Annotated in this window: 25 protein-coding genes; 9 read left to right on the top strand and 16 right to left on the bottom strand. The window is 68.9% G+C overall.

All coding sequences use genetic code 11. The features are described 5' to 3' along the window. Positions 1-23 precede the first annotated feature (23 nt). A complete protein-coding gene (locus tag NF4_RS16365; RefSeq protein ID WP_063128187.1) occupies positions 24-884 on the bottom strand; it encodes a helix-turn-helix transcriptional regulator in 861 nt (286 codons plus the stop codon). A 188-nt stretch (positions 885-1,072) separates the two neighbouring features. On the opposite strand from NF4_RS16365, the gene NF4_RS16360 reads away from it, so the two are divergent. Then, positions 1,073-2,071 (top strand): SDR family oxidoreductase, encoded by a 999-nt coding sequence (locus NF4_RS16360; RefSeq protein WP_063128186.1) that lies wholly within the window; start codon positions 1,073-1,075, stop codon positions 2,069-2,071. A gap of 107 nt (positions 2,072-2,178) precedes the next feature. Here the strand turns inward: NF4_RS16360 and NF4_RS16355 are convergent, their stop codons facing one another. From NF4_RS16355 to NF4_RS39795, 6 genes are all read right to left on the bottom strand, one after another. Continuing rightward, the gene (locus NF4_RS16355) at positions 2,179-2,865 is read right to left on the bottom strand and encodes a GAP family protein (protein WP_063128327.1); all 687 of its coding nucleotides are present in this window, start codon (positions 2,863-2,865) and stop codon (positions 2,179-2,181) included. Between the two features lie 122 nt (positions 2,866-2,987). Beyond that, entirely contained in the window at positions 2,988-3,731 is a 744-nt protein-coding gene (locus NF4_RS16350; RefSeq protein WP_063128185.1) for a hypothetical protein, read from the bottom strand. A 37-nt stretch (positions 3,732-3,768) separates the two neighbouring features. After that, positions 3,769-5,493, bottom strand: coding sequence for an asparagine synthetase B family protein (locus NF4_RS16345; RefSeq protein ID WP_063128184.1), 1,725 nt, complete (start codon positions 5,491-5,493; stop codon positions 3,769-3,771). A 7-nt stretch (positions 5,494-5,500) separates the two neighbouring features. Then, positions 5,501-5,983, bottom strand: coding sequence for a hypothetical protein (locus NF4_RS16340; RefSeq protein ID WP_063128183.1), 483 nt, complete (start codon positions 5,981-5,983; stop codon positions 5,501-5,503). 27 nt (positions 5,984-6,010) lie between these two features. Continuing rightward, the gene (locus NF4_RS16335) at positions 6,011-6,952 is read right to left on the bottom strand and encodes a hypothetical protein (RefSeq protein WP_232330501.1); all 942 of its coding nucleotides are present in this window, start codon (positions 6,950-6,952) and stop codon (positions 6,011-6,013) included. Then, on the bottom strand, positions 6,937-7,821 hold the full coding sequence (locus NF4_RS39795) for a hypothetical protein (RefSeq protein ID WP_157120355.1): 885 nt from the start codon (positions 7,819-7,821) through the stop codon (positions 6,937-6,939). The genes NF4_RS16335 and NF4_RS39795 overlap by 16 nt, the downstream gene beginning before the upstream one ends. 311 nt (positions 7,822-8,132) lie before the next feature. On the opposite strand from NF4_RS39795, the gene NF4_RS16325 reads away from it, so the two are divergent. After that, positions 8,133-8,495 carry a hypothetical protein gene (locus NF4_RS16325; protein ID WP_157120353.1) on the top strand — a complete coding sequence of 121 codons (363 nt, stop codon included), beginning with the start codon at positions 8,133-8,135 and terminating at the stop codon, positions 8,493-8,495. Positions 8,496-8,687: 192 nt separating this feature from the next. Continuing rightward, a complete protein-coding gene (locus tag NF4_RS16320; RefSeq protein ID WP_063128325.1) occupies positions 8,688-9,374 on the top strand; it encodes a DNA alkylation repair protein in 687 nt (228 codons plus the stop codon). A gap of 252 nt (positions 9,375-9,626) precedes the next feature. On the opposite strand, the gene NF4_RS16315 is transcribed toward NF4_RS16320, so the two are convergent. The 3 genes from NF4_RS16315 to NF4_RS16305 form a co-directional block, all read right to left on the bottom strand. Then, positions 9,627-10,844: an acetyl-CoA C-acetyltransferase gene (locus tag NF4_RS16315; protein WP_063128180.1), complete on the bottom strand. Its 1,218-nt coding sequence runs from the start codon at positions 10,842-10,844 to the stop codon at positions 9,627-9,629. An 84-nt stretch (positions 10,845-10,928) separates the two neighbouring features. After that, positions 10,929-11,786, bottom strand: coding sequence for an SGNH/GDSL hydrolase family protein (locus tag NF4_RS16310; protein WP_063128179.1), 858 nt, complete (start codon positions 11,784-11,786; stop codon positions 10,929-10,931). Between the two features lie 70 nt (positions 11,787-11,856). Then, positions 11,857-12,318 (bottom strand): hypothetical protein, encoded by a 462-nt coding sequence (locus NF4_RS16305; protein WP_063128178.1) that lies wholly within the window; start codon positions 12,316-12,318, stop codon positions 11,857-11,859. Between the two features lie 103 nt (positions 12,319-12,421). Between NF4_RS16305 and NF4_RS16300 the strand changes: the two genes are divergently transcribed. Both NF4_RS16300 and NF4_RS16295 read left to right on the top strand, forming a co-directional pair. Next, positions 12,422-13,813 (top strand): cystathionine beta-synthase, encoded by a 1,392-nt coding sequence (locus tag NF4_RS16300; protein WP_063128177.1) that lies wholly within the window; start codon positions 12,422-12,424, stop codon positions 13,811-13,813. Between the two features lie 106 nt (positions 13,814-13,919). Next, positions 13,920-14,972 (top strand): mechanosensitive ion channel family protein, encoded by a 1,053-nt coding sequence (locus NF4_RS16295; protein WP_063128176.1) that lies wholly within the window; start codon positions 13,920-13,922, stop codon positions 14,970-14,972. Positions 14,973-15,033: 61 nt separating this feature from the next. Here NF4_RS16295 and NF4_RS16290 read toward each other — a convergent pair whose 3' ends face one another. From NF4_RS16290 to NF4_RS16280, 3 genes are all read right to left on the bottom strand, one after another. Then, positions 15,034-15,372, bottom strand: a complete 339-nt coding sequence (locus tag NF4_RS16290; protein WP_063128175.1) for a DUF6401 family natural product biosynthesis protein — start codon at positions 15,370-15,372, stop codon at positions 15,034-15,036. A gap of 81 nt (positions 15,373-15,453) precedes the next feature. Beyond that, a complete protein-coding gene (locus NF4_RS16285; RefSeq protein ID WP_232330499.1) occupies positions 15,454-15,975 on the bottom strand; it encodes a DUF4254 domain-containing protein in 522 nt (173 codons plus the stop codon). Positions 15,976-16,200: 225 nt separating this feature from the next. After that, entirely contained in the window at positions 16,201-17,376 is a 1,176-nt protein-coding gene (locus NF4_RS16280) for an acyl-CoA dehydrogenase family protein (RefSeq protein WP_063128174.1), read from the bottom strand. 119 nt (positions 17,377-17,495) lie between these two features. On the opposite strand from NF4_RS16280, the gene NF4_RS16275 reads away from it, so the two are divergent. Continuing rightward, the gene (locus NF4_RS16275) at positions 17,496-18,638 is read left to right on the top strand and encodes a cystathionine gamma-synthase (RefSeq protein ID WP_063128173.1); all 1,143 of its coding nucleotides are present in this window, start codon (positions 17,496-17,498) and stop codon (positions 18,636-18,638) included. A 138-nt stretch (positions 18,639-18,776) separates the two neighbouring features. On the opposite strand, the gene greA is transcribed toward NF4_RS16275, so the two are convergent. Together greA and NF4_RS16265 are read right to left on the bottom strand one after the other, a co-directional pair. Next, positions 18,777-19,271 (bottom strand): transcription elongation factor GreA, encoded by a 495-nt coding sequence (gene greA / locus NF4_RS16270; RefSeq protein WP_063128323.1) that lies wholly within the window; start codon positions 19,269-19,271, stop codon positions 18,777-18,779. Between the two features lie 336 nt (positions 19,272-19,607). Then, entirely contained in the window at positions 19,608-20,111 is a 504-nt protein-coding gene (locus NF4_RS16265; RefSeq protein WP_063128172.1) for a DUF4307 domain-containing protein, read from the bottom strand. Positions 20,112-20,214: 103 nt separating this feature from the next. Here NF4_RS16265 and mca point away from each other — a divergent pair, with 103 nt between their 5' ends. Together mca and NF4_RS16255 are read left to right on the top strand one after the other, a co-directional pair. Then, positions 20,215-21,099 carry a mycothiol conjugate amidase Mca gene (gene mca, locus NF4_RS16260; RefSeq protein WP_232330498.1) on the top strand — a complete coding sequence of 295 codons (885 nt, stop codon included), beginning with the start codon at positions 20,215-20,217 and terminating at the stop codon, positions 21,097-21,099. Continuing rightward, the gene (locus NF4_RS16255; RefSeq protein WP_063128170.1) at positions 21,099-21,401 is read left to right on the top strand and encodes a hypothetical protein; all 303 of its coding nucleotides are present in this window, start codon (positions 21,099-21,101) and stop codon (positions 21,399-21,401) included. The genes mca and NF4_RS16255 overlap by 1 nt, the downstream gene beginning before the upstream one ends. 41 nt (positions 21,402-21,442) lie before the next feature. On the opposite strand, the gene NF4_RS16250 is transcribed toward NF4_RS16255, so the two are convergent. Continuing rightward, positions 21,443-21,841 (bottom strand): NUDIX hydrolase, encoded by a 399-nt coding sequence (locus tag NF4_RS16250; RefSeq protein ID WP_063128169.1) that lies wholly within the window; start codon positions 21,839-21,841, stop codon positions 21,443-21,445. Positions 21,842-21,911: 70 nt separating this feature from the next. Here NF4_RS16250 and NF4_RS16245 point away from each other — a divergent pair, with 70 nt between their 5' ends. Continuing rightward, the gene (locus NF4_RS16245) at positions 21,912-23,966 is read left to right on the top strand and encodes a thioredoxin domain-containing protein (protein ID WP_063128168.1); all 2,055 of its coding nucleotides are present in this window, start codon (positions 21,912-21,914) and stop codon (positions 23,964-23,966) included. Positions 23,967-24,106: the final 140 nt, after the last annotated feature.

Here is a 24,106-nt window from a genome sequence, read left to right as displayed (position 1 = left end):
GCGTAACCCGCTGTTCCCGTCGGTCAGCCGGCCGGAGGCGTCCCGGGGATGATCTGCTGGGCGCCGATGACGGAGAGAAGCCGGAGTTTCTCGTAGCTCTCGCTGCCGGGGACGGCGGTGTAGACGAGGAGCAGGTGGGACTGCTCGGGGTCGAGAAGTGTCTGGCAGGTCAGTTCCAAGGCGCCGACCTCGGGGTGTGCGTAGCGTTTGACACCGTTGTAGTGGATGCCGATCTCGTGCCGGTTCCAGACGGTGCGGAATTCTTCGCTGCCGTCGAGCAGGAGGTCCATGAGGTGAGCGGCCCGTGAACCGGACCCCCGGAGCGTGACCATCTTGCGTAGTCCGGCGGCGAAGACGCGGGAGTGCAGCGCGTGGTCGTCCGGGTGGTACAGGGCCCGGGTCGCCGGGTCGGTGAACCACCGGTAGCCGATGCTGCGGGCCGGGCCGGTGTATCGGGTGGTGTCGCCGGTGAGCGCGACGCCGAGCGGGGTCTGCCGGAGTGTCTCGCCGAGCTCGGTGACGATCTCGGCTGGCGTATCGGGGAGCCTGTCGAAGATACGGAGCAGGCCGGGACTGATGTGTTCGCTGGTGGCGCCGCGCGCGGGTGGGTTGTGCCCGGCGAGGCGGAAGAGGTGGTCGCGTTCGTCGAGGGACAGATACAGGCCCTGCGCGATCGAGGCGATCATCTGCTCGGACGGGTGTGGTCCGCGCGCCCGCTCCAGCCGGCTGTAGTAGTCGGTGGAGATGTGGCACAGCGTGGCGACTTCCTCGCGGCGCAGACCGGCGGTTCTACGCCGTTGCCCGCGTGGGAGACCGACGTCTTCGGGTTGCAGTGATTCCCGGCGGCGGCGGAGGAACTCGGCGAGCCCCGTTCGATCGATCACGACTGCTTCCTCCTCCGGTCCGGTGCTCTTCAGTCTGCCCTCGGTGCCGAATCGCTACCTGGGATCGTCGATCCCCCTTCACTGTGCCGCGCCCCGGCCTCGTTTGCCTGGGATCGAGAGGCCGTGGATATCACCGTGGTGCGCGCGCAACCTGGGTTCACATCCACCACCGAAATCAGGAGCAGCACATGGCACGCACACGACCGGACGTCACCGTTGCCGACCTCTCCGGGAAGCTCGCCGTCGTCACCGGCGCCAGCGACGGGGTCGGGCTGGCCCTGGCGACCCGCCTCGCCGCCGCCGGCGCCGAGGTCGTCATGCCCGTCCGGAACCCGCGCAAAGGCGAAACGGCGGTCGCGAAGATCGAGCGGCAGCATCCGGAAGCGGTCGTCTCCCTGCGGGACCTCGACCTGTCCTCGTTGGACTCGGTGGCCGCACTGGGAGACACCCTGCGCGGCGAGAACCGGCCGATCCATATCCTGGTCAACAACGCCGGCGTGATGACTCCACCGGACCGGCAGACCACCGCCGACGGCTTCGAGCTACAGTTCGGCAGCAACCACTTGGGGCATTTCGCCCTGGTCGCCCATCTGCTGCCCCTGCTGCGCGCGGGAAGTGCGCGCGTGACCTCGCAGATCAGTATCGCCGCGAACGAGAACGCCATCAACTGGGACGACCTGAATTGGGAACGGTCCTACCACGGCCGCCGCGCGTACAGCCAGTCCAAGATCGCTTTCGGCCTGTTCGGGCTCGAACTGGATCGGCGGAGCCGGGCCGCGGGCTGGGGGATCACCAGCAATCTGTCCCATCCCGGCGTCGTTCCCACCAGTCTCCTGGCCGCGCGTCCCGAGGTCGGGCGGGCACAGGACACCGTCGCGGTCCGTGCCATCCGTGCGCTGTCCCGCCGCGGCATCCTCGTCGGGACGGTCGAAACCGCCCTGCTCCCGGCCCTGGTGGCCGCGACCGCACCGGACGCGCGCGGCGCACGCCTATACGGTCCCAGCGGTTTCCGGCACCTGTCCGGCCCACCCGCCGAACAGGCTCTCTACTCCCGGCTGCGCGGCGAGGACGACGCGGACCGCATCTGGGAGATCTCCGAGAAGCTCACCCGCGTATCCTTCCCGGTCGTCGAGCCGGCCCGGCCCGGCCCGGGGTCGACGGGTTCCGGAAGTCCGCGGGCGCGGTGATCAGCGTGCGCCCGCGCTGTGCGCCGGATCGGCGCACTGGCTACCCGCCGCTCGGTCGGCGTAGGAGAACACGGCGGCGAAGCACGGCTCGGTGAGGTGCGCCGAGTTCAGTGCGGCAGTTCCGCTCTGGCGTAGACGAGGGCATAGATGATCAGTGCGGCGCCGAGCGCGGCGAACAGGACCCGGACGGTGACGGGGCCGACGCGGGCCAGGGCCCGTACCACCCGCCGGTAGATCCGTTGGGCCCGCGGGGTGCGCCGCAATGCCAGCGCGAGGACCAGCAGCGGTGGAAGCAGGGCCAGGGCGCAGTAGACGAGCACGATGACCGGCCAGCCCGAGAGCGGCGGCTGGTGCGAGGACAGCATCGCCAGCGCGGTCAGATAGGGGATGGCGGTCGGGGCCTGAGCGAAGCCGATCGCCATTCCGGCCAGCGCGAGCATTGCGGGCCGCCGGCGCAGGGTGATCGTCCATTCCGGTGGGTCGGCGGTGCCGGTGGTGCGCACGCAGGCCAGGGCGAGCAGCACAGTGCCGGCCGCGAGTTCACCCCAGAAGCGGAGGGTGGGGGTGAGCCGGAAGTCGAGGAGTTCGGTGAGCCAGTTCAGCCCCAGGACCGTGGCCAGGCCGAAGGTGGTGGTGAGCACGAACACACCGCCGAGGAAGGCCAGGCCGCCCGGTAGTGGCGAACGCCGGGCGAGCCGGCTGTCGATGATGACGGCGGTGGTGACTCCGATCAGCAGCACGTCGAGAGAGTCGAGGAACGCCAGCCCCGCCATCGCCAGCAGAAGAGTCGTCATATCCCGACCGAACATACGGCACCGCATCGGGAGCGCAGAGTCCTCGTGCGCGTACGGCGATCAAGGCCGGGGACCGACGAATCGGTTCCGCCCGTGGGCGCGGCCCCGGTTCCGCAACCCGGTCAGGATCTGTCGGGCGTGAGGTCGGTGCAGGTGGCGGCGTCCGGTAGCTCCCGGGCGAGAAACACGGTCTGGGCCATCATCTTGTAACCCGCCATTCCTTCGCGCAGCACCTCGATGGACTCCTCCGGGTGCACCGAATCGATCACCGCGTTCGGGCCGACGGCATTGAACTGGTGACTGACGCCGCGAGGAATCTGCATATCCACGAACGAGCACGGCGGCACGATCAGGTTGTACCGGATGCGGTGCACGCCGGGCGGGGTGTCGGGCAGGTCATCGGTGAAGCACTCGGGCCGGAAGGGCGTCACTCCGGGGACGTCGGTGACGACGAAGGGGGACAGCGCGCCGACCCGGATATGGGTGGCGGGGCCGGTCATCATGCGGACGAAGCGCAGCCCGGTGTGCAGGTGCATCCGCGAGCAGATGCCGCGTTCGGCGGCGTCGTAGAAATCCATGAGGTAGCGGTCGGCGAAGAAACCTTCGAAAGGCGTTTCCAGCAGGTAGACATCGCCTTCTTCGAAGGTCTGCGCGCGCACGATGCCCTGGGCGTCGGGTGTGCTCGCCGACCGGGTGGCCTTGGCGGTCCGGACGATCTGCGCGAACGCGTCCACCACGACCCCGGCCACCTCGGGCGCGAACCGCGCCACCGGTGTCACGACATTGCGGCCCGCGTCCCGGAATTCGGCGAGGTCGTGGATCTCGTTCTCGTCGTCGGCATGGTTCTTGATGCGCGGCTCGGTCATCGGGCTGACTCCTCGGTACCGGACGTGCGGACGGCGGTCACGGTCCCACGTCGAACGAACGAAGCCATAATTCCAGCGACAGCACCAGCCACAGTTTGCCGCCCTGCCGGGGCAGCAGCGCTCCCTCGCGGCGCAACCAGGCACGCACGGTGTCCTGCCGGAAGAGTCCGCGGGCGCGTGCGGCGCGGCCGAGCAGCAGGTCGTGGACCGGATCGCGGAGCGGGCCGTCCAGCCACTGCTGCACCGGAACCCGCATACCGCTCTTGGGGCGGTCGACGATCGTGGGCGGCAGCAGATCGCGCACGGCCTCCTTGAGGATCCATTTCTCGCTGGTGCCCGCGAGTTTCGCGGTGGCCGGGACGGCGAAGGAATGGTCGACGACGGCGCGGTCGAACAGTGGTGCGCGGCCCTCGATTCCGCTGGCGGCGGTCAGGCGTTCCACCTTGGTCAGGATGTGGTGGGCGCCCTTGGTGCGCAGGTTGGTGTGCAGTAGCTGGTTGAGCAGGCCGGTCATCCGGCCCTCGCGCAGGTAGGGAGCGACGTGTTCGACCGGGGACGGTGCTCCGGCCAGCGCGGCGAGTGTCTCCGGGGTCAGCAGGGTGGGCAGGTCGCCGTAGCATTTGCGATAGCTGTCCAGGTACGCGCGGGCGCGGGCATCGGGATCGGGGTCCTCACGGGACAGTTCGAAGATCAGCATCGCCAGGTTCTTGGGGCCGCCGAACACCGGGTCCCCGCCCTCTCCGTTGAGCGCGACGCGGATTCCGTCGGCGGCCACGGCTTCGGCGAGCATCAGGTTCGGCACGGTGAGCGGATCACCGACCGGGCAGTCGAGCAGGCCCACCGTATCCGCCAGCCGGGCGGCGATCGTCTCGCCGGGCACCGTGAGCACCCGGTGCTCGGTACCGCAGTGCGCCGCGACGAGCCCGGAGTAGCCGAGTTCGTCCGGGGCGGTGGCGCCGAAACTGATCGAATAGGTATGGACGGCCCGGTCGTGCGCTTTCGCGGCGAGCGCGGTGACCAGACTGCTGTCGATCCCGCCGGACAGCAACACGCCGACGGGTTCACCGGGTGGAAGCCGCCGGGCGACGGCGTCTTCGAGCAGAGCACGGAGCGCCGAAATGTGTTCGTCGACGGACCGTTCGTCCGCGGTCTCGCGCGGTTCCCAGAACGTGTGCTCGTCGGAGGTGCCGTCCGGGCGCAGCCGCACACAGCGGCCGGGGAGCACCTCGTGGATATCGCGCAGCAGGGTTTCCCGTCCGGGTAGGTAGGCGAAGGTCAGGAAGGACCGCACCGCGGGCAGGTGCAGACCGGTGCGCAGGGCGGGCCAGCGGCTCAGCGCGCGTAACGAGGTCGAGGCGGCCCAGCCCGCCGCCGAACGGGCGTGGAAGAGAGTGCGGGTGCCCAGATGATCGCGCGCGAGCACCAGGTCGGGTCCGTCGGTGATGGCGAGGGCGAACATTCCCTCGGCGGCGGCGAGGCCCGCGATGCCGAAACGGGCGTAGCAGCGCAGGAGCAGTTCACCGTCGGACCGGCCGGGCGGTGGGGCCTGGGCGCCGAGACGGGCGCGCAGCCGGTCGGCGTTGAACAGCGTGACCTCACCGACCGCGCTCAGCTCGCCGGCGACGAAGGGCCCGCGTGCCGTGCCCGGTCCGTCCAGCAGGCCCAGGGCGTGCCCGCCGCGGACCGTGACCGGCTCACCACCGACGGCCCGCAAGTGGGCGGATGGATCGTCACCGGTCAGGAACGCACACCATCGAGACATTCAGCACTCACCCGAAATCGTCGTCGTCACCGTATCCGTCGCCCCAGTCGCCGTAGTCGCCGTCGCTTCCGCCGCCACCGCCGCCGGATTGCGCGGCCTGGTTGCGCAGTTCCTCTTCTTCTTCCGGAGTCAGCGATATCGGGGGCATCACCAGCGCGCCGAGCATGGCGCCACCGGCGACGCCGGCGAGGATCGTGCCGAGCCTGCCGCCGAAGGACGAACGGTTGACCGTCAATACGCTGTCGCTCCACAGGGTCCGGCCGTAACCGGATTCGCGTCCGTAGCGGACCGAACCGTCGCGCAGGGTGCGTTTGACGATCCTTCGGCCCAGCGGTTCGTCGACCCCGGAACCACCCCGGTCGTCCTGCCAGGTGATCGTGGCGCCCGGGCCGCGTCGCCGCCACTCCTGTCTCCCGTCGGCGTAGCGCCGGTGCACGGTGTCGTCGGCGAGCAGTTCATCGGTATAGGCGAGATGCTGGTATCGGGGCACAGCGGCCTCCTCTCGTGCGGCGGGTGCTCAGGCGGCGGGCCAGGTCAGGAACCCGCTGCGGCGGGCGTGCCGCAGCTCCACCAGCGGCGGTGGCGGGGTGCGTACACCGCGGACCAGCCGATGCACCGAGCGCAGCAGGACGGCGGGATGGACCGCGTCGAGTTCGACGATCCGGCCGCGCCGCAGCCAGGCCTGTTCCCGCTCGTCCAGGAATCCGGGGCCCGGCTCGTCGCCTCGGCCCGGGTTGATCGATCGTCGACCATCGAGTGCCGGACCATCGAATACCGGTCCCGGCGAATCCGATACCGAGGACGCGTCAAGGGATCGCCCCGAATCGACCGCGGAGCCGTCGATGTGGAACAGATGCAGTCCCATGGCCTGCCGGGGCCGCAGGCCCAGCGGCACCACGCGCAGACCCGCGGTAATCCCGGCGAGTTCGGGCAGTCGGGCGGGAAACGTGAGGCCCGCCGCGCCCGCTTCGTGCAGGACGTAGACATCACCCGAGCCGCGGGCGAGCATTGCCGTCACACCCGGGTGTAACGGCAGTTCGGCCGCGCTGAGTACCGGTGTCGCCGATTCCATCGGCAGACCGTTGGCGCGCAGCATATGCGCGACGGTGTGCGATTCGCAGATCAGCAGGCGCGGCAGGCCGTAGTCGAACAGGTCGGGTTCGGGAGTGTGCGCTCCCGGGGGCGCCGTCCGAGGTGGTGCCGGTGTGAGCAGGCCGGGAATCTCGCCGTGCCGGGCGAGCGCGGTGCGGAAAGTAGCGAAGGACAGCGGTGCCGGGACGGTGAACGCGACCCGGCGCGGGAGCGGGGGCGCCGGGGTGAGCAGCCGGCAGAGTCCGTAGTAGAGCTGGCGTTCGGTGAACCGGATTCCGCTCGGCGCGGCGGCCCGGGATGCCGCGACCGGTAGCAGCCGACCAAGTACCCGCTGCGTCCACCGGGCCGGTGTCAACTGTTCGGCCACGTCAGGAAGCCTATCTCGCGGGCGCGCTGCCGGTCCGGGTCGGCGGCCTCCTGTACCCGCTCGACCCCGCGCGCCACCACGCCCAGCAGCGCCGCGGGCGGCAGCGCCCCGACCGGTGACCACCAGCCGTCGGCCAGCCAGTCCCGCTCGGCCGCGGACCCGGCAGCCCACTCCGGCACGGGCGGCGCCGCCGGGTCCGGCAGCTCCCGTAACCGCACCGCCGAGCCGGCCGCGAGCGCCGACTTCGCGGACAGCCCGATCAGGATTGCCCGGGAGCCCAACGCGTCCCGGGCACGCGCGCCGAATCCGACACCGGGCAGACCGGCATCGTGCAGGACGAGAACCGGCACCTCCGGCGGCAACCGGTCCACGCGATCGGCCAATGCCATCTCCCATACCTCGGCGGCGTTGTTCGCGGCGAGACAGGCGAGTACCGAACGGTCCGCGCACAACAGGGCCAGTCGCGGTTGCCGCACCGCGGGCAGCGGAATGTCCTCGGTCACCATTCCGGACGGCGGCCCGCCGTAGATCTGTGCCCAGCGGTCGAACACTCCGGTGCGGAATTCCCGCGGCGTCACCGGTATCCGCACCGTCGTCCGCTGCCGGAACCACGGTTTGGCGAAGGTCAGCAGCAGGGGGATTCCGATCAGCAGCGATGCGCCTGTGCCGATCCCCGGCAACACCGGAACCACACCGCTGACAACACAGAGGAACCCGCCCACCAGGATGATCCCGCACGCCCAACCGAGCGCGGCCTTGTAACCGCGGTCCACACTCGGCAGATCCCGGCGCGTGGCCGCGTACCACAGCTGGGTGGGGGTATAGCGCAGACCGCGACCGTCGCCGAGCTTTTCGGTCAGGCGACGCATCCGCAGATCATGCATCCGCGCCGGGCTTTCCTTCGGCTCCAGCGCGAATTCCCGCCGGCACGCCCGACACCGCCGTCCGGTGCGCTCGCGGCGCAGCAGACTCTTGGCGCAGTGCGGGCAGATCACCTGTCCAATGGTCGTCGATCGGCCCGGATCGCGCGAGGGGTATATGTTTTCGGATCCGAGATGACCTGCTCGTTCTCCGCCGCCGGTGCGCTGAATTCATCGACTGTCAACGCTGCGGTTCGGTGGCGGTCTCCAGGAATACCCGCACGCTGCCGACCGAGCCTCTACCTCGTCGATTGGACGGCTTGCAGACCTGGCTGCTGTGGAACGCCGGCAGGCGGATGGCGGTGGGGAGCCGAAAACACCTGTCAGGTTATCTGTTTCCAATACCGCACCAGGCGGCGAACCCGCGCAACGTTTCCGTCGAGCGCGCCTCCTGCCGCGCCAATGCGCGCACTGTCTCGTGCACCATCGGGTGGTACCGGGTTCTGCGCCGGCTCGCGGACGGGCTTCGTACGCTACCCGCCGAACATCCCACCGCGCATTGCCGCTCGCACGAACCGATCCGTGGTTACGCGCACGCGCACCAGGTGATGGATGTGCATGCCGCGCACCGCTGCCCGCGCTACGCGGCGGCAGCCGAGTACGCGGCCGAGGCGCGCCGGTGAGCCTCGGCAGACGCGCGGTCGTGCTCTGCCGGCGACGCCGAGATCACCGGGATCCGGAGTGCCCGCACCCGTGAGTCCGGTGTCATGGCCTCGATCCGTGGAGCCTGTTCCGGCCACCCGGAGCCGCGGTACGAGACCGGAAGCACGTCCGGTTCTAGGCTGTATCCCGCACCCGACAGGCAGGAGACCGAGGTGGCCCCGACGACGCCGACCGAGACGACCGTGGCCGAAGTGCTGGCCGAGCTGGCCGACCTCGAGGACCCGAAGATCCGCGCCGTGAACGAGAAGCACGGCGATGATCACGGCGTGAACCTCGGCCGGCTGCGCGCGGTCGCGAAACGGCTGAAAACCCAGCAGGACCTCGCGCGCGGATTGTGGGAGTCCGGTGACACCGCGGCGCGCCTGCTGGCGCTGCTGATCTGCCGCCCGAAAGCCTTCGAACGCGATGAGCTGGACGCCATGCTGCGTGACGCGCGGACGCCCAAGGTGCAGGACTGGCTCTCGAGCTATGTGGTGAAGAAGAACCCGCACGCCGAAGAACTGCGCGTGACCTGGTTCGACGATTCCGACCCCGTGGTGGCGAGCGCCGGGTGGGGGTTGACCGCCGACCGGGTGAGCAAGAAGCCCGGTGGTCTCGACCTCCCCGGCCTGCTCGACATCATCGAAGCGCGGATGAAAGACGCCCCGGAGCGCCTGCAATGGGCGATGAACACCTGCCTGGCCCAGATCGGGATCGAGCACCCCGAGTACCGCGCCCGGGCGATCGATATCGGCGAGCGACTGAAGGTGCTCGAGGACTACCCGACCTCCCCGGGCTGCACCTCCCCGTTCGCACCCATCTGGATCACCGAGATGGTCCGTCGGCAGGAGGGGAAGTAGCCTTACCTGCACCACGTCATCGCGCTCAGGCCGTCGAAGTATTCCGAGCCGTGCGGCTGGACCTCGATCCGGCGAACCATGCGCGGAGCATGGGAGCGAACGCCTGCGTCGGCGTGGTCTACGTCGCACGACGACGGCGGACGAAAAGAAGCGACCTCCCCACGGACGTGACACCCGTGGAGAGGTCGTTCTCGGTGGCATCGGCTGTCAGCTGTTGCCATCCGTCCTCGTCGGCCGGATGGTCTACCTGAATCAGCTCAGGCGCTCGATGATCATCGCCATGCCCTGGCCGCCGCCGACGCACATCGTTTCCAGGCCGAACTGCTTGTCGTGGGTCTGGAGGTTGTTGATGAGGGTGGCGGTGATGCGGGCGCCGGTCATACCGAACGGGTGGCCGAGGGCGATGGCGCCGCCGGAGACATTCAGTTTGTCCAGGTCCATGCCCAGTTCCCGGGCCGAACCGAGGACCTGCACCGCGAACGCCTCGTTGATCTCGTAGAGGTCGATATCGCCGATGGTCTTACCGGCCAGCTTCAGCGCCTTGCGCACCGCTTCGATCGGACCCAGGCCCATGATCTCGGGGGAGAGGCCGGAGACCCCGGTGGACACGATCCGGGCCAGCGGGGTCAGGCCCAGTTCCTTGGCCTTGGTGTCGCTCATGACGACCAGGGCGGCGGCGCCGTCGTTCAGCGGGCAGGCGTTACCGGCGGTGACCGTGCCGTCCGGGCGGAAGACCGGCTTGAGCTGGGAGATCTTCTCGTAGGTGGTGCCGGCGCGGGGGCCGTCGTCGGTGGAGACGACGGTGCCGTCGGGCAGGGTCACCGGGGTGATCTCGCGCTCGAAGAAACCGGCTTTGATGGCCTCTTCGGCGCGATTCTGCGACCGCACGCCCCAATGGTCCTGGTCTTCACGGGAGATCCCGGTGAACGAGGCGACGTTCTCCGCGGTCTGACCCATGGCGATGTAGACGTCGGGGATGTTGTCGTCCTCGCGCGGGTCGCGCCAGCTCACCCCGCCCTGCGCGGTGGTGGCGGTGCGCTCCTCGGCGGTGGCGAACTGCGGGTTGTGGGTGTCGGGCCAGCCGTCGGCGGTGCCCTTCGGGAAGCGGGAGACGGTTTCCACGCCGGCGGAGATGAACGCGTGGCCCTCGCCGGCCTTGATGGCGTGGAACGCCATCCGGGTGGTCTGCAGCGAGGAGGAACAGTAGCGGTTCACGGTGGTACCGGGCAGGTAGTCGTAACCCAGCTGGGTGGCGACGACCTTGGCCATGTTGAAACCGGATTCGCCGGCGGGCTGGCCGCAGCCGAGCATCAGATCGTCGATATCGGCGGGTGACAGGGCGGGGACCTTGTCCAGTGCGGCGCGCACCATCTGCGCGGCCAGGTCGTCGGGCCGCATGCTCACCAGCGACCCCTTGTTGGCCCGGCCGATGGGGGAGCGAGCAACGGAAACGATGACGGCCTCTGGCATGAGGACTCCTTTGTCGGGGAGTGTGCACGGCCGGGCCGAACACTACTCGCGGGTACGATCCCTTCGAATCTACGTCGCGCCCGGCTACGAGGAAATATCCGCTCCTGCCATATCCCGGTCAGCGAGCGCTTTCAGCAATTCGGGCAGCAGATGGGTGGCCGCCAACGCGTAACCGTCGGCGGATGGGTGGAAACCGTCGGCGGAGAACAATTCCTCCGGGGCGGCCCGGAAATCCTTGCCGAGCAGGTCACCCATGGCGACGGGGTGGCCGCCGGCCGCCCGGGTGGCCGCCGTCTGGGCTCGCGCCAGCCGGATGCTCCACCGGTGCACCACCGAGCGCAGCGGTTCCGGGATGGCGGTGACGCTGCCGAGGTCCGGGCAGGTGCCGACCACGACGACGCTGCCCGCCCCGTGTAAGCGGCTGACCGCCGCGCCGAGGCGTTCGGCGGACCGGCCGATCGAATGCTTCTTGGTGACATCGTTCGCGCCGACCAGCACCACCGCCGCGTCCGGTGGCGGGCCGGCCACGAACATGGCGTCCACTTGCCCGGCCAGCCCCTTGGAGGTGGCGCCGGAGATGGCCTTGGTACTCAACCGGACGCGCTGTCCGGTGGCGTCGGCCAGACCGTGCGCGATGCGGACCCCGGGCACCTCGGCGGCGCTGTGGCAGCCCAGACCGGCGGCGGTGGAGTCACCGAAGATCATCAAATGCAGGTCGGCGTGTTCACCGGTGCGCCAGCGCCGGTATCCGTGTGGCGAGTAGATGCCGTCGGCCTCCGGGGGTTTGGAGGTGTCGCGGCCGATCATGCCGCGCGCCGTACCCGCCTGGGTGGTGAGCAGCCGGTAGGCCGCCCAGGATGCGGTACCCGCCCCGGAGCCGACCAGAACCGTGGCGGCGCCGGCCACCGCGGCCGTCCGCCATCCGATCCGAGTTTCGCCCATGTGCCGGGATTTTACGAGCGGGAATGATCTCGTGCGACCGTGCGCGGGGGCCGCTCGCGCAGGGCAGGGATCAGGCCGGGACGACGAAACTGCCGTACGCCGGGATACTCGCGTGGTTCGTGGTCACCACGACCTCCACCCGGCCCGGGCCGGTGTCCTGGAACAGGGAGTACTGGATGCTGCCGTAGATGCCGGTCACCACATTGTTGATGTAGGTGCCGGTGGCCCCGGTGTCGAGGTTGCGCCAGGTCACCGTGGTCAGTACCTCGCACAGGGGCGCCAGCGGGTACGCGCCCGGCCCGATGCCGGCGATCGGGTTGGCCCGGACGTTCAGTACCGCGCGGCCCGGCCACTGGGGGCTGGTATCGGCCCAGGTGCGGACGCTCGTTCCGCACAGCCCGCCGTAGGTCAGCGTCGGGACATCGGGAAACGTGATGGTAGTGGCACCGGCCGTGGCACCGGACGTGGCCGCCAGCGCGAAGGCGGACCCGGCCAGGAGCACGGTGGCACGTGCGAGCTTCGGCAGCCTCATAGGTCCCAGATCCTAAAGGCTCGGCAGCTACGCCGTCGGATTTGCACGGTGGGGTGGCGGACCACACGGAGCCCTCCGGCAAAGCCTCTGCAACGATGGGGGTATGCGCATTGCGGATCATGTCGTGGACCTCATCGGCAACACCCCGCTGGTCCGGTTGAACTCGGTGGTGCCCTCGGGCGCCGGGCTGGTGGCCGCCAAGATCGAGTACCTGAACCCGGGCGGCAGCTCCAAGGACCGGATCGCGGTGAAGATGATCGACGCCGCGGAGAAGTCCGGGAAGCTGGCTCCCGGCGGGACCATCGTCGAACCGACTTCGGGCAATACCGGTGTCGGCCTGGCGCTGGTGGCCCAGCAGCGTGGCTACCACTGTGTCTTCGTCTGCCCGGACAAGGTCAGCGAGGACAAGCGCAATGTGCTGCGTGCCTACGGTGCCGAAGTGGTGGTCTGCCCGACCGCGGTGCCACCGGAGCACCCCGACAGCTATTACAGCGTCTCCGACCGCCTGGTCGAGGAGATCGAGGGTGCCTGGAAACCGGACCAGTACTCCAATCCCGGCGGTCCGGACAGCCACTACGAGACCACCGGGCCGGAGATCTGGCGCGATACCGAGGGCACGGTGACCCATTTCGTCGCCGGTGTCGGCACCGGCGGCACCATCACTGGCGTCGGCCGCTACCTCAAGGAGGTATCGGACGGCACGGTGAAGATCATCGGCGCCGATCCGGAGGGATCGGTGTATTCCGGCGGTACCGGGCGCCCATATCTGGTCGAGGGGGTCGGCGAGGATTTCTGGCCCTCGGCCTACGACCCGGCGATCCCGGACGAGATCATCGCCGTCTCCGACGCGGATTCCTTCGATATGACCCGGCGCCTGGCCCGGGAGGAAGGTCTGCTGGTCGGCGGTTCGTGCGGGATGGCCGTGGTGGCGGCGCTCGAGGTGGCCCGGCGCGACCCGGATGCCGTCGTGGTGGTGCTGCTCCCGGACGGCGGGCGCGGCTATCTGTCCAAGATCTTCAACGACCAGTGGATGAGCTCCTATGGGTTCTTGCGCAGCCCGCTCGACGGGCCGGCCGCGGAAACGCTGGTCGGCGACGTGCTGCGGGGTAAATCGGGCGAACTGCCGGATCTGGTGCACACCCATCCCTCGGAGACCTTGCGCGACGCCATCGAGATCCTGCGGGAGTACGGCGTGTCGCAGATGCCGGTCGTCGGCGCGGAACCGCCGGTGATGGCCGGCGAGGTGGCCGGCAGCGTTTCCGAGCGGGACCTGCTCTCGGCGGTGTTCACCGGTCGCGCGAACCTCACCGATTCGGTGGCCCAGCACATGAGCCCGTCGTTCCCGCTGATCGGGTCGGGCGAGCCGATCTCCGCGGCCACCAAAGCGCTCTCCGATACCGATGCGCTGATGGTGGTCGAGGACGGGAAACCGGTCGGCGTGATCACCCGACACGATCTGCTGGGATTCGTCAGCACCGGTCGCACGGCGCATTAGCAATTAATCCGCAATCACGGGTTCAACCTGCTCTATCGGGGTATAACGTGGCTTATGCCGTTCGTGGCAAACGCCGCGTCCGATCGGAGAGCGAAGGGAAGGGCTTGTGCAAACCTCAAGTTTGGCAATCGATTTCCAGCAGGGTTTCTCTGATGCGTGGAGCTCGATCGTGACGTTCGTACCCAAGCTCCTCGGCTTCCTGGTCATCCTGGTCGTCGGCTGGATCATCGCCAAGGCGGTCGAGAAGATCGTCGACAAAGTTCTCGAGCGGGTGGGTTTCGATCGGCTCGTGGAGCGGGGCGAGATCCAGCGGATGCTGGCGGGGAGTAAATACGACGCGTCCGATCTCCTCGGGAGGCTGGCCTTCTACGCGATCATGTTGATCGCCCTGCAGCTGGGCTTCGGGATCTTCGGGCCCAACCCGGTCAGCAACGTGATCAACGGGATCGTCGCCTGGCTGCCTCGGGCAGCGGTGGCCATCCTGATCGTGGTGGTCGCGGCCGCTATCGCGCACGCGGTCGGCGATCTGGTGCGCAACGCGCTCGGCGGGCTGAGTTACGGGCCGATGATCGGCCGGATCGCGGTGGTGTTCGTCTGGGGTATCGGTATCGTCGCCGCGCTGAACCAGATCGGGGTGGCCACCACGGTCACCACACCGGTCCTGATCGCGGTTCTCGCCACGTTGGGCGGCATCCTGGTCGTCGGTGTCGGCGGCGGTCTGGTGCGCCCGATGCAGCAGCGCTGGGAGTCCTGGCTGAGCGGGCTCGAGGAGGAGATGCCGGCGATGCGCGGTCACGCCGAGGCCTATAAGCGCGGCCGGGAGGACGCCTCGCGGGAGCGGGAGCGGATGGGCGCCCAGCAAGAGGGACGCGGTGCCACGGCCACCACCGGCACCGGCCGCGACCCGGAACAGTGGGACGAACCGCAGCCCGCGCACGGTGGCGGCATCCGGCGGGAACCGGACGAGCCCGGAGGTTACGGGCAGCAGATGTCCGGTGGTGAGTACCGGCAGTTCGGAAACCCCTACCGCGGCGGTCAGGCGCCCTACGGGGGCGGCGGCCAAGGGCCTTACGGAGGCGGCGGTCAGCAGCCCTATGGCGGTTACGACGAGGGTGGTCGGTCGCCCTACGGTGGCGGCGAACCGCGCCACCTGCGCTGAGCGCTGCCTTCCCGATTCTCTTCCGCCGTGCACCGGAGTTCCGGTGCACGGCGGAAGTCGTTCATCGGGCCGAGTGCCCGGCCTGCAGGCAGGCTCCGGCCAGCCGCAGGTGCAGCCAATCGGCGGTCGCCCAGTCGGCGGGTTCGGTGAGGGGCGCGGTCCGGTCCTCCAGCAGTCCGCGCGTGTACCCGGCCAGCAGGACGACCGGCGAGACCTGCTCGGCCGTATCGATCCCGAGGTCCAGAATGTCGCGGACGGCGGCGGCGTGCTGATCCAGTTGCGCGGACAGCCCCGGCAGCGCGGCGGCAGCCGCGAAGGCCGGCGCCCCGTGGGTCCGGTGGATACCCTCCAGATAGCGGCGGGCGGAGATTTCGAACACACGGGGACCCAGGGCGAACATAACCCGATGGTAACAACGCGCCGTCATTTATCGAATTGTGATTTATCGCGCATTTCCGCAGGTGGTAGCTCGGTGGGCGACTCAGGTCCGGCGCCGGACCGGCTCGGCGCCGGCCACCAGATCGGTCCATTCGTCGGCCAGTAGTGCCAGGCGATACCAGGCCGCGTGCACTCGCTCGTCGGAGACGCGTTCGGCGTGGTGCAGCAGATGGTTGGCGTGTACGTGGGCGGCCGCCATGCGGTCGATCGTGGCGCCGAAGGAATTGTCGCGCTGTCGCCGGACCCGCCGTCCGGGCGGCTCGGTGCTGATCCAGCGGTCGATCAGCGCGACGAGTTCGGCTCGGCGGCAGTCTATTCCGGCGGTCGCCAGGGGGTCACCGTGCCGGCGGCGATGCAGATCGGCGAGGCCGGTCGCCCAGGTGAGCAGGGGCTGACCGGTTTCGCGGCTCCCGGCTCCGGTGAACGCGGCCACCAGCTCGCGTTGATCGGGTAATCGACAGGCGGTGGCGCGTTCGCGTGGATTCCGCGCGGCTTTCATGCCGAGGGCGGATTTGGCCGTGGCGGACGGTCGGCGATTGCCCGGTCCGGGCGACTGCGAGTTCATGACGCACCTCCCTGTACGGCACCCGGGCGTTTTCGGATCCGCGCCGGGTACGAATATCAGAGTGCGCCGCCGGACCGGCTCATGGGTGACACCGAGATGGCTCGCCGATGACGGTTGGTAACAATGTCCTCCACTCACGCGGGACACATTGTGAGGCAGTGTATTCGCCCGGAACGGAATGTGACCGCACGCGAAATGACAAGTGGTGCCGACCCACTCGTGACGTCAGCGGAACGCCGACGCGTCGGTGAGCGCTTTACCGAGCACCAGCTGGTGGACCTCCGCGGTGCCCTCGTAGGTGAGGACCGATTCGAGGTTGTTCGCGTGCCGCAGCACCGGGTAGTCGAGGGTGATGCCGTTGGCGCCCAATACAGTGCGGCATTCCCGGGCGATCGCGAGGGCCTCGCGGGTGCTGTTCAGTTTGCCCGCGCTCACCTGCTCCGGGGTCAGTTCGCCGCGATCCTTCAGCCGCCCCAGGTGCAGCGCCAGTAGTTGACCCTTGCCCAATTCCAGCGCCATATCCGCCAATTTCGCCTGGGTGAGTTGATAGGCGGCCAGCGGTTTCTCGAAAACCTCGCGCGTGCGCGAATATTCGATGGTCGCACTCAAACAGTCGCGGGCGGCCCCGAGCGCGCCGAAGATTATTCCGAAGCGTGCCTCACCCAGGCACGACAGCGGGGCCGACAGACCGGACGCGCCCGGCAGTATCGCGTCGGCCGGCAGCCGCACCTCGTCGAAATCGAGTTCGGCCGTGACCGAGGCGCGCAGTGAGAGCTTCCCCTTCATTTCCCGGGCCGTGAACCCCGGCGTACCCGCGGGCACCAGGAAACCGTGCACCACATTCTTTCCGCCGGTCTCGACCTGAGCCCACACCACGGCGATATCGGCCACCGACCCGTTGGTGATCCACATCTTCGATCCGTTGAGCACCCAGTCGCCGCCGTCGCGGCGGGCCCGCGTGCGCATCCCGCCGGGGTTCGATCCGAAATCCGGTTCGGTGAGACCGAAACAGCCGATCGTGTGCCCGGCCGCCATATCCGGTAGCCACTGCTGTTTCTGTTCCGCGGAGCCGTATTCGTGCACGGCCGTCATCGCCAGCGACCCCTGCACCGACACCAGCGACCTGAGTCCGGAGTCGGCCGCCTCCAATTCCTGGCAGGCCAGCCCGTACGCGGTGGCAGGCAGGCCGGCGCAGCCGTAACCCTCCAGATGCATCCCGAGTACGCCCAGCTTCCCGAGTTCCGGCGCGATATCGCGCACCGGAAATTCCCCGGCCTCGAACCACTCCGCGATATGCGGCCGGATATGCCGGTCGGTGAAGGCCGCGACGGTATCGCGGATCTCCCGTTCCTCCCCGGTCAGCAGTGAATCTGTGGCGAACAGTTCGGCGACGGTCAGCATGGCCCCAGGGTAATCGCCGGCGGCTGTCGCGCGGACGGCTCGGACCAGGGCGCGAGCCTGCTCACACGTGGGACGCCCGGCGTGCGGCCGCGGCGCGTCCGACCTTTAGGGTGGGGGGTATGAGCGAACTGGGATTCACCACCAGGGCTGTGCACGCCGGTTACGATCCCGACCCCCGGACCGGCGCGGTGAACGTGCCCATCTATGCCAGTTCCACCTTCGCCCAGGACGGGGTGGGTGGACTGCGGGACGGCTATGAATACGCCCGCACCGGCAATCCCACCCGGACGGTGCTGGAGGCCAACCTGGCGTCCCTCGAAGTCGGCCGCTACGGCCGGGCATTCGCCTCGGGGATGGCGGCCACCGACTGTGCGCTGCGGGCGATGTTGCGGCCCGGCGACCATATCGTCATTCCCGACGACGCCTACGGCGGCACCTTCCGGTTGATCGACAAGGTGTTCACCGAATGGGGAATCGAGCATTCCCCGGCCGCGATCACCGATATCGACGCGATGCGCGCCGCGATCCGGCCCAATACGAAACTCATCTGGGTGGAATCGCCCACCAATCCGCTGCTCAATATCGGCGATATCCCGGCACTGGCCGATATCGCGCACACCTCCGGCGCCAAATTGGTCGTCGACAACACCTTCGCCACCCCGTATCTGCAGCAGCCGCTGCTGCTCGGCGCCGATGTCGTGGTGCATTCGACGACGAAGTACCTGGGCGGACACTCCGATGTCATCGGTGGCGCACTCGTCACCGACGACGCCCAGCTCGACTCGGCCTTCGCCTTCCTGCAGAACGGCGCCGGCGCGGTACCGGGCCCCTTCGACGCCTACCTCACGATGCGCGGCACCAAAACGCTCGCGCTGCGGATGGACCGGCACTGCGACAACGCCGAGACCCTGGCCGAGTTCCTGTCCCGGAATCCCGCGATCAGCCATGTGATCTACCCGGGCCTGCCCGAGCATCCCGGCCACGCCGTCGCCGACAAGCAGATGCGGCGGTTCGGCGGAATGATCTCGGTGCGACTGGCCGGTGGCCCCGATGCCGCCCGGGATCTGTGCTCGCGGACGAAGGTGTTCACGCTCGCCGAATCGCTGGGTGGGATCGAGTCGCTGATCGAGCATCCCGCGGCCATGACCCATGCCTCTACAGCAGGGTCGCTTTTGGAAGTGCCCGGTGATCTGGTAAGGCTGTCAGTGGGAATCGAGGACATCAGCGATCTGCTGGCCGACCTCGAACAAGCCCTGAGCTGAACCCGCCGGGGCGCCACCGAGTATTCGGGAGAGACGCAGGACATGAACGAGCGGCCGTATCCGGGAAAACGGATGCGGCCGCTCGCGTCGTCATACGGTCCGGTGTCGGCGGAGTGCGCCGCGCCCGGACCGGTGGTCTCAGCTGTGGTACGGCTCGGCGCTGACCAGCGTCACCTTCATGAGGTTGCCGTTGGGCAGGGTGTATTCGCGGGTCTCGCCGACCTTCGCGTTGATCAGCGCCCCGCCGAGCGGGGAACTGGGGGAGTAGGTCTCCAGGTCGGGGTTGCCCAGGCCCTCTTCGCGGGTCGCGATGAGGAAGGTCTCGGTATCGGACTCGTCACCGTCGTAGTAGACCTTCACCACGGATCCGGGCAGCGCGACACCGGACTTGGTCGGCGCCACGCCGACCTTGGCGTTGTTCAGCAGTTCCTGCAGCTGCCGGATCCGGGCCTCCTGCTGGCCCTGTTCCTCGCGCGCCGCGTGGTAGCCGCCGTTCTCCTTGAGGTCGCCTTCTTCGCGGCGCTCGTTGATCTCGGCGGCGATGACCGGACGATTGGCGATGAGCGCGTCGAGTTCGCTCTTGAGCCTGTCGTGCGACTCCGGGGTCAGCCAGGTCACTTGGGTCTCAGTCATCTCGATCACTCCCTAGTAGTTGTCCCCGGCAGGCCGGGATTCCTGATCACTGCGGCACGGCCCACCCGCAGGCAGGCATGCTTCAGCAGACGGCTATCGCGATCTGCGGGAAGTTCGAAGAACCCCGACAGTCCGACTCCGGGACCCTCCCCGGCATCGACCGCTCCGGCCGCCAATGCAGCAAACACGGCTCCGAGCCCCGGAACCGTGTGTCAGGCCATTTTAGCATGATTCACAAAGATGCAGGTCGGGCGAGTTTTTACCAGCGGGTCAACTGTTCCCGGCCTACTTCTACGACCCTGGCGATACCCACGCGGGCCGGGTCCTAACCCGCACTCACTCTGTTTTCAGGTATCCCGGCACTCGGTCGGTGCACGTGTAGATCGCCGCGGAAGCCGGTCGTTCGGAGGCCTCCACGACCGTGGAGACCCGCACCGTCTTCTCGCCCGCCGTAGGCTGGACCAGCACCTCGCGGCGGCCCACCTCGGTAAGGTCGCGGGACATGGCCCGCACCAGGCACACCACCGGTTTCGATGGATCGGCCCGGGTGAGCCGGATCTTCACCTCGACCGAGGAATCGTCGAGCACGGTGTAGCCCAGTTCCTCGGATTCGATGTCCTTCGGGCCGAACTTCGCCCAGCCCAGATAGGCGACCCCGGCCCCGGCGAGCAGCACCACAGCCGTGAGTACCACCCCGATCAGGCGGCGATTCGGCCGCGCGGTGCGCCGGCCGTAGCGGTCGGCGTTGCGGTCCCGCGCGGAAGCGGCGGCGTCCGGAGAATCCGCCGCGGCAGAGCCGAAGGCGTCCGGGCGGCCGGGTTCCGGCGTGGGATCGGTCATGATTTCGTGCTCCCGGGGGGTAGGTCGGAACAGAATCGGTCCAGATGGAACTATAGGTAACGAAGTCCGAACACCCGCGACCGAGAGCGACGGTGAACGAGAAGTGAGTGGCCTTCGCCTCATGGCGGTGCACGCCCACCCCGACGACGAATCCAGCAAAGGCGGTGCGACCACCGCACGCTACGCCGACGAGGGACACGATGTCCTCGTCGTCACTCTGACCGGCGGGGAACGCGGCAGCATCCTCAACCCCGCCATGGACACACCCGGGGTGCTGGAGCGAATCGAGGAGATCCGGCGCGAGGAGATGGCGGCCGCGGCCGCCGCGCTGGGCGTCCGGCAGACCTGGCTGGGTTTCATCGATTCCGGGCTACCCGAGGGCGACCCGCTGCCGCCGGTGCCGGAGGGATCCTTCGCGCTGGTCCCGCTCGAAGAGGCGACCGAGGCGCTGGTCCGGGTGGTCCGCGAGTTCAAACCGCACGTCATGACCACCTACGACGAGATGGGTGGCTACCCGCACCCGGACCATATCCGGTGCCATGAGGTATCGGTGGCCGCGTTCGAGGCCGCCGGTGATCCGGAGAAGTTCCCCGACGCGGGCGAGCCGTGGACCCCGCTGAAGCTGTACTACGACCACGGCTTCACGATCCGGCGGATGGAGGTGTTCGCCGAAGAGTACGAGAAGCTGGGCGAGCCGTTCCCGCTGCAGGAGTGGCTGGACCGGTCGCGCAAATACGCGGTGGAACGCGGCGACATCATGGCCCGGGTCACCACCCAGGTCGAATGCGGTAAGTACTTCCCACGCCGCGACGACGCGCTGCGCGCCCACGCCACCCAGGTCGATCCGAACGGCGCGTTCTTCGCCATTCCGCTGGAGATGCAGCAGCGGCTGTGGCCGACCGAGGAGTTCGAACTGGCGCGGACCCGGGTCAGCACCGATATCCCGGAAACCGACCTGTTCGCCGGCATCACCGACGAGTACCGCTGATGTGGGCCGTTGCTCTCCCGGTATCGGCGACCGTGCTGCTGGCGCAGACGCCGGGTACGCCGACCGGCCCGGAATTCGGTAAGGCGTCCCCGCTCGGGCTGGCGATCGTGCTGATCCTGCTGGCGGGTACGTTCCTGCTGGTCCGTTCGATGAACAAACATTTGAAGAACCTGCCGGAAACCTTCGAACCCGAACATCCGGAACCCGACCAGGCGGCCGACGAGGGCACCGAGCCCGGGGTACCGCGGCGGGCCGAATCGACCCCGAACGGTGGCAGCGAGGACCGCGACCGTCCGGTGTAGTGCGCGGTTGCCGGCGCTCGCGGTCGCGACCGGGTGGCCCGCTACCAGTCGATCAGGTCCAGCCGGTGCAGGTGCTCGAAAACGAGTAGTGAGCCGGGTGCGACCTCGGGCATGGCGGCGTACTCCGCACCGGTGAAGTAGCGGAATTCGGCGATCTCGCCGAGCGGGCTGGGTTCGGCGGTGACCTCGGCGAGGAAGCAGGTCATGTGCAGCCGGGTCCCGGCGGTGTGTCCGTAGGCCTCGGCCTCGAAGATGCCGAGTTCGCTCACCTCGGTGACGCCGACGCCGAGTTCCTCCCGGACCTCCCGATGCAGCGCCTGCAGCGGGCTCTCCCCCGCATCGATCTTCCCACCGGCCATGTAGAAGACGGTCTTCCCGGTCGAACGGGTCTGGATCAGGCGACGGTCGCGAATATGGGCCAGGGCGGCGGTTCTGATCACGGCTCCACCGTAGAAGTCCGCGCGGGCGCGGGGCTCGGCAGGGCGGCGGCAGGCGTGAGAGGGTGGAAGTGTGAATCGTCTGGGACGCGCGACCTCACCGTACCTGCGTCAGCACGCGGACAATCCCGTGCACTGGCGGGAGTGGGACGCCGACGCGCTGGCCGAAGCCGCCGCGCGTGACGTGCCGATCCTGCTGTCCATCGGGTACGCATCCTGCCACTGGTGTCATGTGATGGCCTACGAATCGTTCGCCGACGAGGCCACCGCCGCGCAGATGAACGCCGACTTCGTGTGTATCAAGGTGGACCGGGAGGAACGCCCGGATCTGGACGCGGTGTACATGAACGCCACGGTCGCGATGACCGGTCAGGGCGGCTGGCCGATGACCTGCTTCCTCACCCCGGCGGGAGAACCGTTCTACTGCGGTACCTACTACCCGAAGGTGCCGCGCGGCGGGATGCCGTCGTTCACCCAGCTGCTCACCGCGATCACCGATACCTGGCGTAACCGCCGCGCCGATGTGGACACGGCGTCCGAGCAGGTGGCCGCCGCCCTGCGCGAGCAGGCGGGCGGGATCCCGAAATCCGAGCTCACCGTCACCACCGAACTGCTCGACCACGCCGTGGCCGCGGTGCTGCGCGATTTCGACGAGACCCACGGCGGCTTCGGCGGCGCGCCGAAGTTCCCGCCCTCCGCGCTGCTGGAGGGTCTGCTGCGCAGCTGGGAACGCACCGGCGACCCGGCGGTGCGGGCCGTGGTGGACCGCACCGCGGAGGCCATGGCCCGTGGCGGTATCTACGACCAGCTGCGCGGCGGTTTCGCCCGCTATTCGGTGGACGCGGCCTGGGTGGTCCCGCATTTCGAGAAGATGCTCTACGACAATGCGCAGCTGCTGCGGTTCTACGCGCATCTGGCGCGCCGGAGTCCCGCGGATCCGCTGCCGCGCCGGATCACCGAAGAGATCGTGCAGTTCCTGCTGGACGATCTGTCCACCGCGCACGGCCTGGCTTCCGCCCTGGACGCCGACACCCATATCGAAGCGGGCAAACCCGGTGTGGAAGGTGCGACCTACGTCTGGAACCCCGCCGAGCTGGTCGGCGAACTCGGGCCCATCGACGGCGCCTGGGCCGCGGAGGTTTTCGGGGTCACCACCGCCGGGAACTTCGAGCAGGGTTGTTCGGTGCTCACCCGACGTACGGATCCGGAGGACAGCGAGCGGCTCGAACGCGCCCGTACCGCGTTGCGCGCCGCCCGGCAGCGCCGACCCCAGCCCGAACGCGACGACAAGGCGGTGACCGCCTGGAACTGCATGGCGATCACCGCGCTCTGTGAGGCCGCCCGCGCACTCGACCGGCGCGACTGGTTCGACGCCGCCTACGATCTCGCGCGGGTGCTCCTGGACCTGCACGTGGTGGACGGCCGGGTGCTGCGCGCCTCGCTCGGCGGGGTCGCCGGTAGCGCGCCAGGCGTACTCGAGGACTACGCCTGGCTGGCCACCGCCCTGCTGGCACTGCACCAGTATTCGGGTTCGGCCGGCTGGCTACCGGATATCCATCGCATCCTGGACGCCGCGATCGCGCATTTCGCCGACCCGGACGAGCCCGGTAGCTGGTTCGACACCGCGGACGACGCCGAAACCCTGATCGCCCGCCCCCGCGACCCCATCGACGGCGCCACCCCCGCGGGGGCGTCCGTGCTGGCCGAAGCCCTGCTGACCGCCTCCGCTGTCGTCGAACCCGACCGCGCCGCGCGCTACCGGGAACTGGCCGAGCACACCCTCGCCCGCGGCGCGATGGTGCTGGCGAAAGCACCGCGCTCGGCCGGCCAGTGGCTGACCGTGGCCGAGGCCGCGCTGCAGGGCCCGCTGCAGATCGCCATCTCCACCACCGGTTATCAACCGGTGGGCGATGCCGAACTGCTGGAGGTCGTGCGGGCCTACGCGCCCGGCGGTGCCGTCGTCGTCCGGGCCGATGTGGACACCGTCCCCCTGCTCACCGACCGGCCTTCGATCGAAGGCACCGCGGCGGCCTACGTGTGCCGGGGACCGGTCTGCGACCTGCCGGTGACGACACCGGACGCCTTGCGCGCCGCCCTGGCCAGGCCCTCGGCCGACACCCGGCGGTAGGAGTGCCCGACGTCGGCCATCGCAAGGGGTGCGCCGGGCGGCGCGTTATCGGCAAGCTGCCGTGCCGGGCGGGGGTCGTAGTTCGTCGGTATTTCGAGTACCGGCTACTCCCCGCCTACCGGTAGCCCGCGCGGTGGCGG

This window comes from Nocardia fusca NBRC 14340 (assembly GCF_001618425.1).
In the GTDB taxonomy this organism is placed as follows: Bacteria; Actinomycetota; Actinomycetes; order Mycobacteriales; family Mycobacteriaceae; genus Nocardia; species Nocardia fusca.
This window is presented reverse-complemented; position numbering and strand designations above follow the sequence as displayed.

What these genes read in the sequence shown, in the direction of transcription:
- NF4_RS16310 (WP_063128179.1), bottom strand. Translation starts at nt 11,786, where the DNA reads ATGGGCGAAACTCGGATCGGATGGCGGACGGCCGCGGTGGCCGGCGCC.
- NF4_RS16360 (WP_063128186.1), top strand. Translation starts at nt 1,073, where the DNA reads ATGGCACGCACACGACCGGACGTCACCGTTGCCGACCTCTCCGGGAAG.
- NF4_RS16355 (WP_063128327.1), bottom strand. Translation starts at nt 2,865, where the DNA reads ATGACGACTCTTCTGCTGGCGATGGCGGGGCTGGCGTTCCTCGACTCT.
- NF4_RS16255 (WP_063128170.1), top strand. Translation starts at nt 21,099, where the DNA reads ATGTGGGCCGTTGCTCTCCCGGTATCGGCGACCGTGCTGCTGGCGCAG.
- NF4_RS16305 (WP_063128178.1), bottom strand. Translation starts at nt 12,318, where the DNA reads ATGAGGCTGCCGAAGCTCGCACGTGCCACCGTGCTCCTGGCCGGGTCC.
- NF4_RS16285 (WP_232330499.1), bottom strand. Translation starts at nt 15,975, where the DNA reads ATGAACTCGCAGTCGCCCGGACCGGGCAATCGCCGACCGTCCGCCACG.
- NF4_RS16275 (WP_063128173.1), top strand. Translation starts at nt 17,496, where the DNA reads ATGAGCGAACTGGGATTCACCACCAGGGCTGTGCACGCCGGTTACGAT.
- NF4_RS39795 (WP_157120355.1), bottom strand. Translation starts at nt 7,821, where the DNA reads ATGCGTCGCCTGACCGAAAAGCTCGGCGACGGTCGCGGTCTGCGCTAT.
- NF4_RS16350 (WP_063128185.1), bottom strand. Translation starts at nt 3,731, where the DNA reads ATGACCGAGCCGCGCATCAAGAACCATGCCGACGACGAGAACGAGATC.
- NF4_RS16290 (WP_063128175.1), bottom strand. Translation starts at nt 15,372, where the DNA reads ATGTTCGCCCTGGGTCCCCGTGTGTTCGAAATCTCCGCCCGCCGCTAT.
- NF4_RS16300 (WP_063128177.1), top strand. Translation starts at nt 12,422, where the DNA reads ATGCGCATTGCGGATCATGTCGTGGACCTCATCGGCAACACCCCGCTG.
- NF4_RS16280 (WP_063128174.1), bottom strand. Translation starts at nt 17,376, where the DNA reads ATGCTGACCGTCGCCGAACTGTTCGCCACAGATTCACTGCTGACCGGG.
- greA (WP_063128323.1), bottom strand. Translation starts at nt 19,271, where the DNA reads ATGACTGAGACCCAAGTGACCTGGCTGACCCCGGAGTCGCACGACAGG.
- NF4_RS16265 (WP_063128172.1), bottom strand. Translation starts at nt 20,111, where the DNA reads ATGACCGATCCCACGCCGGAACCCGGCCGCCCGGACGCCTTCGGCTCT.
- NF4_RS16345 (WP_063128184.1), bottom strand. Translation starts at nt 5,493, where the DNA reads ATGTCTCGATGGTGTGCGTTCCTGACCGGTGACGATCCATCCGCCCAC.
- NF4_RS16315 (WP_063128180.1), bottom strand. Translation starts at nt 10,844, where the DNA reads ATGCCAGAGGCCGTCATCGTTTCCGTTGCTCGCTCCCCCATCGGCCGG.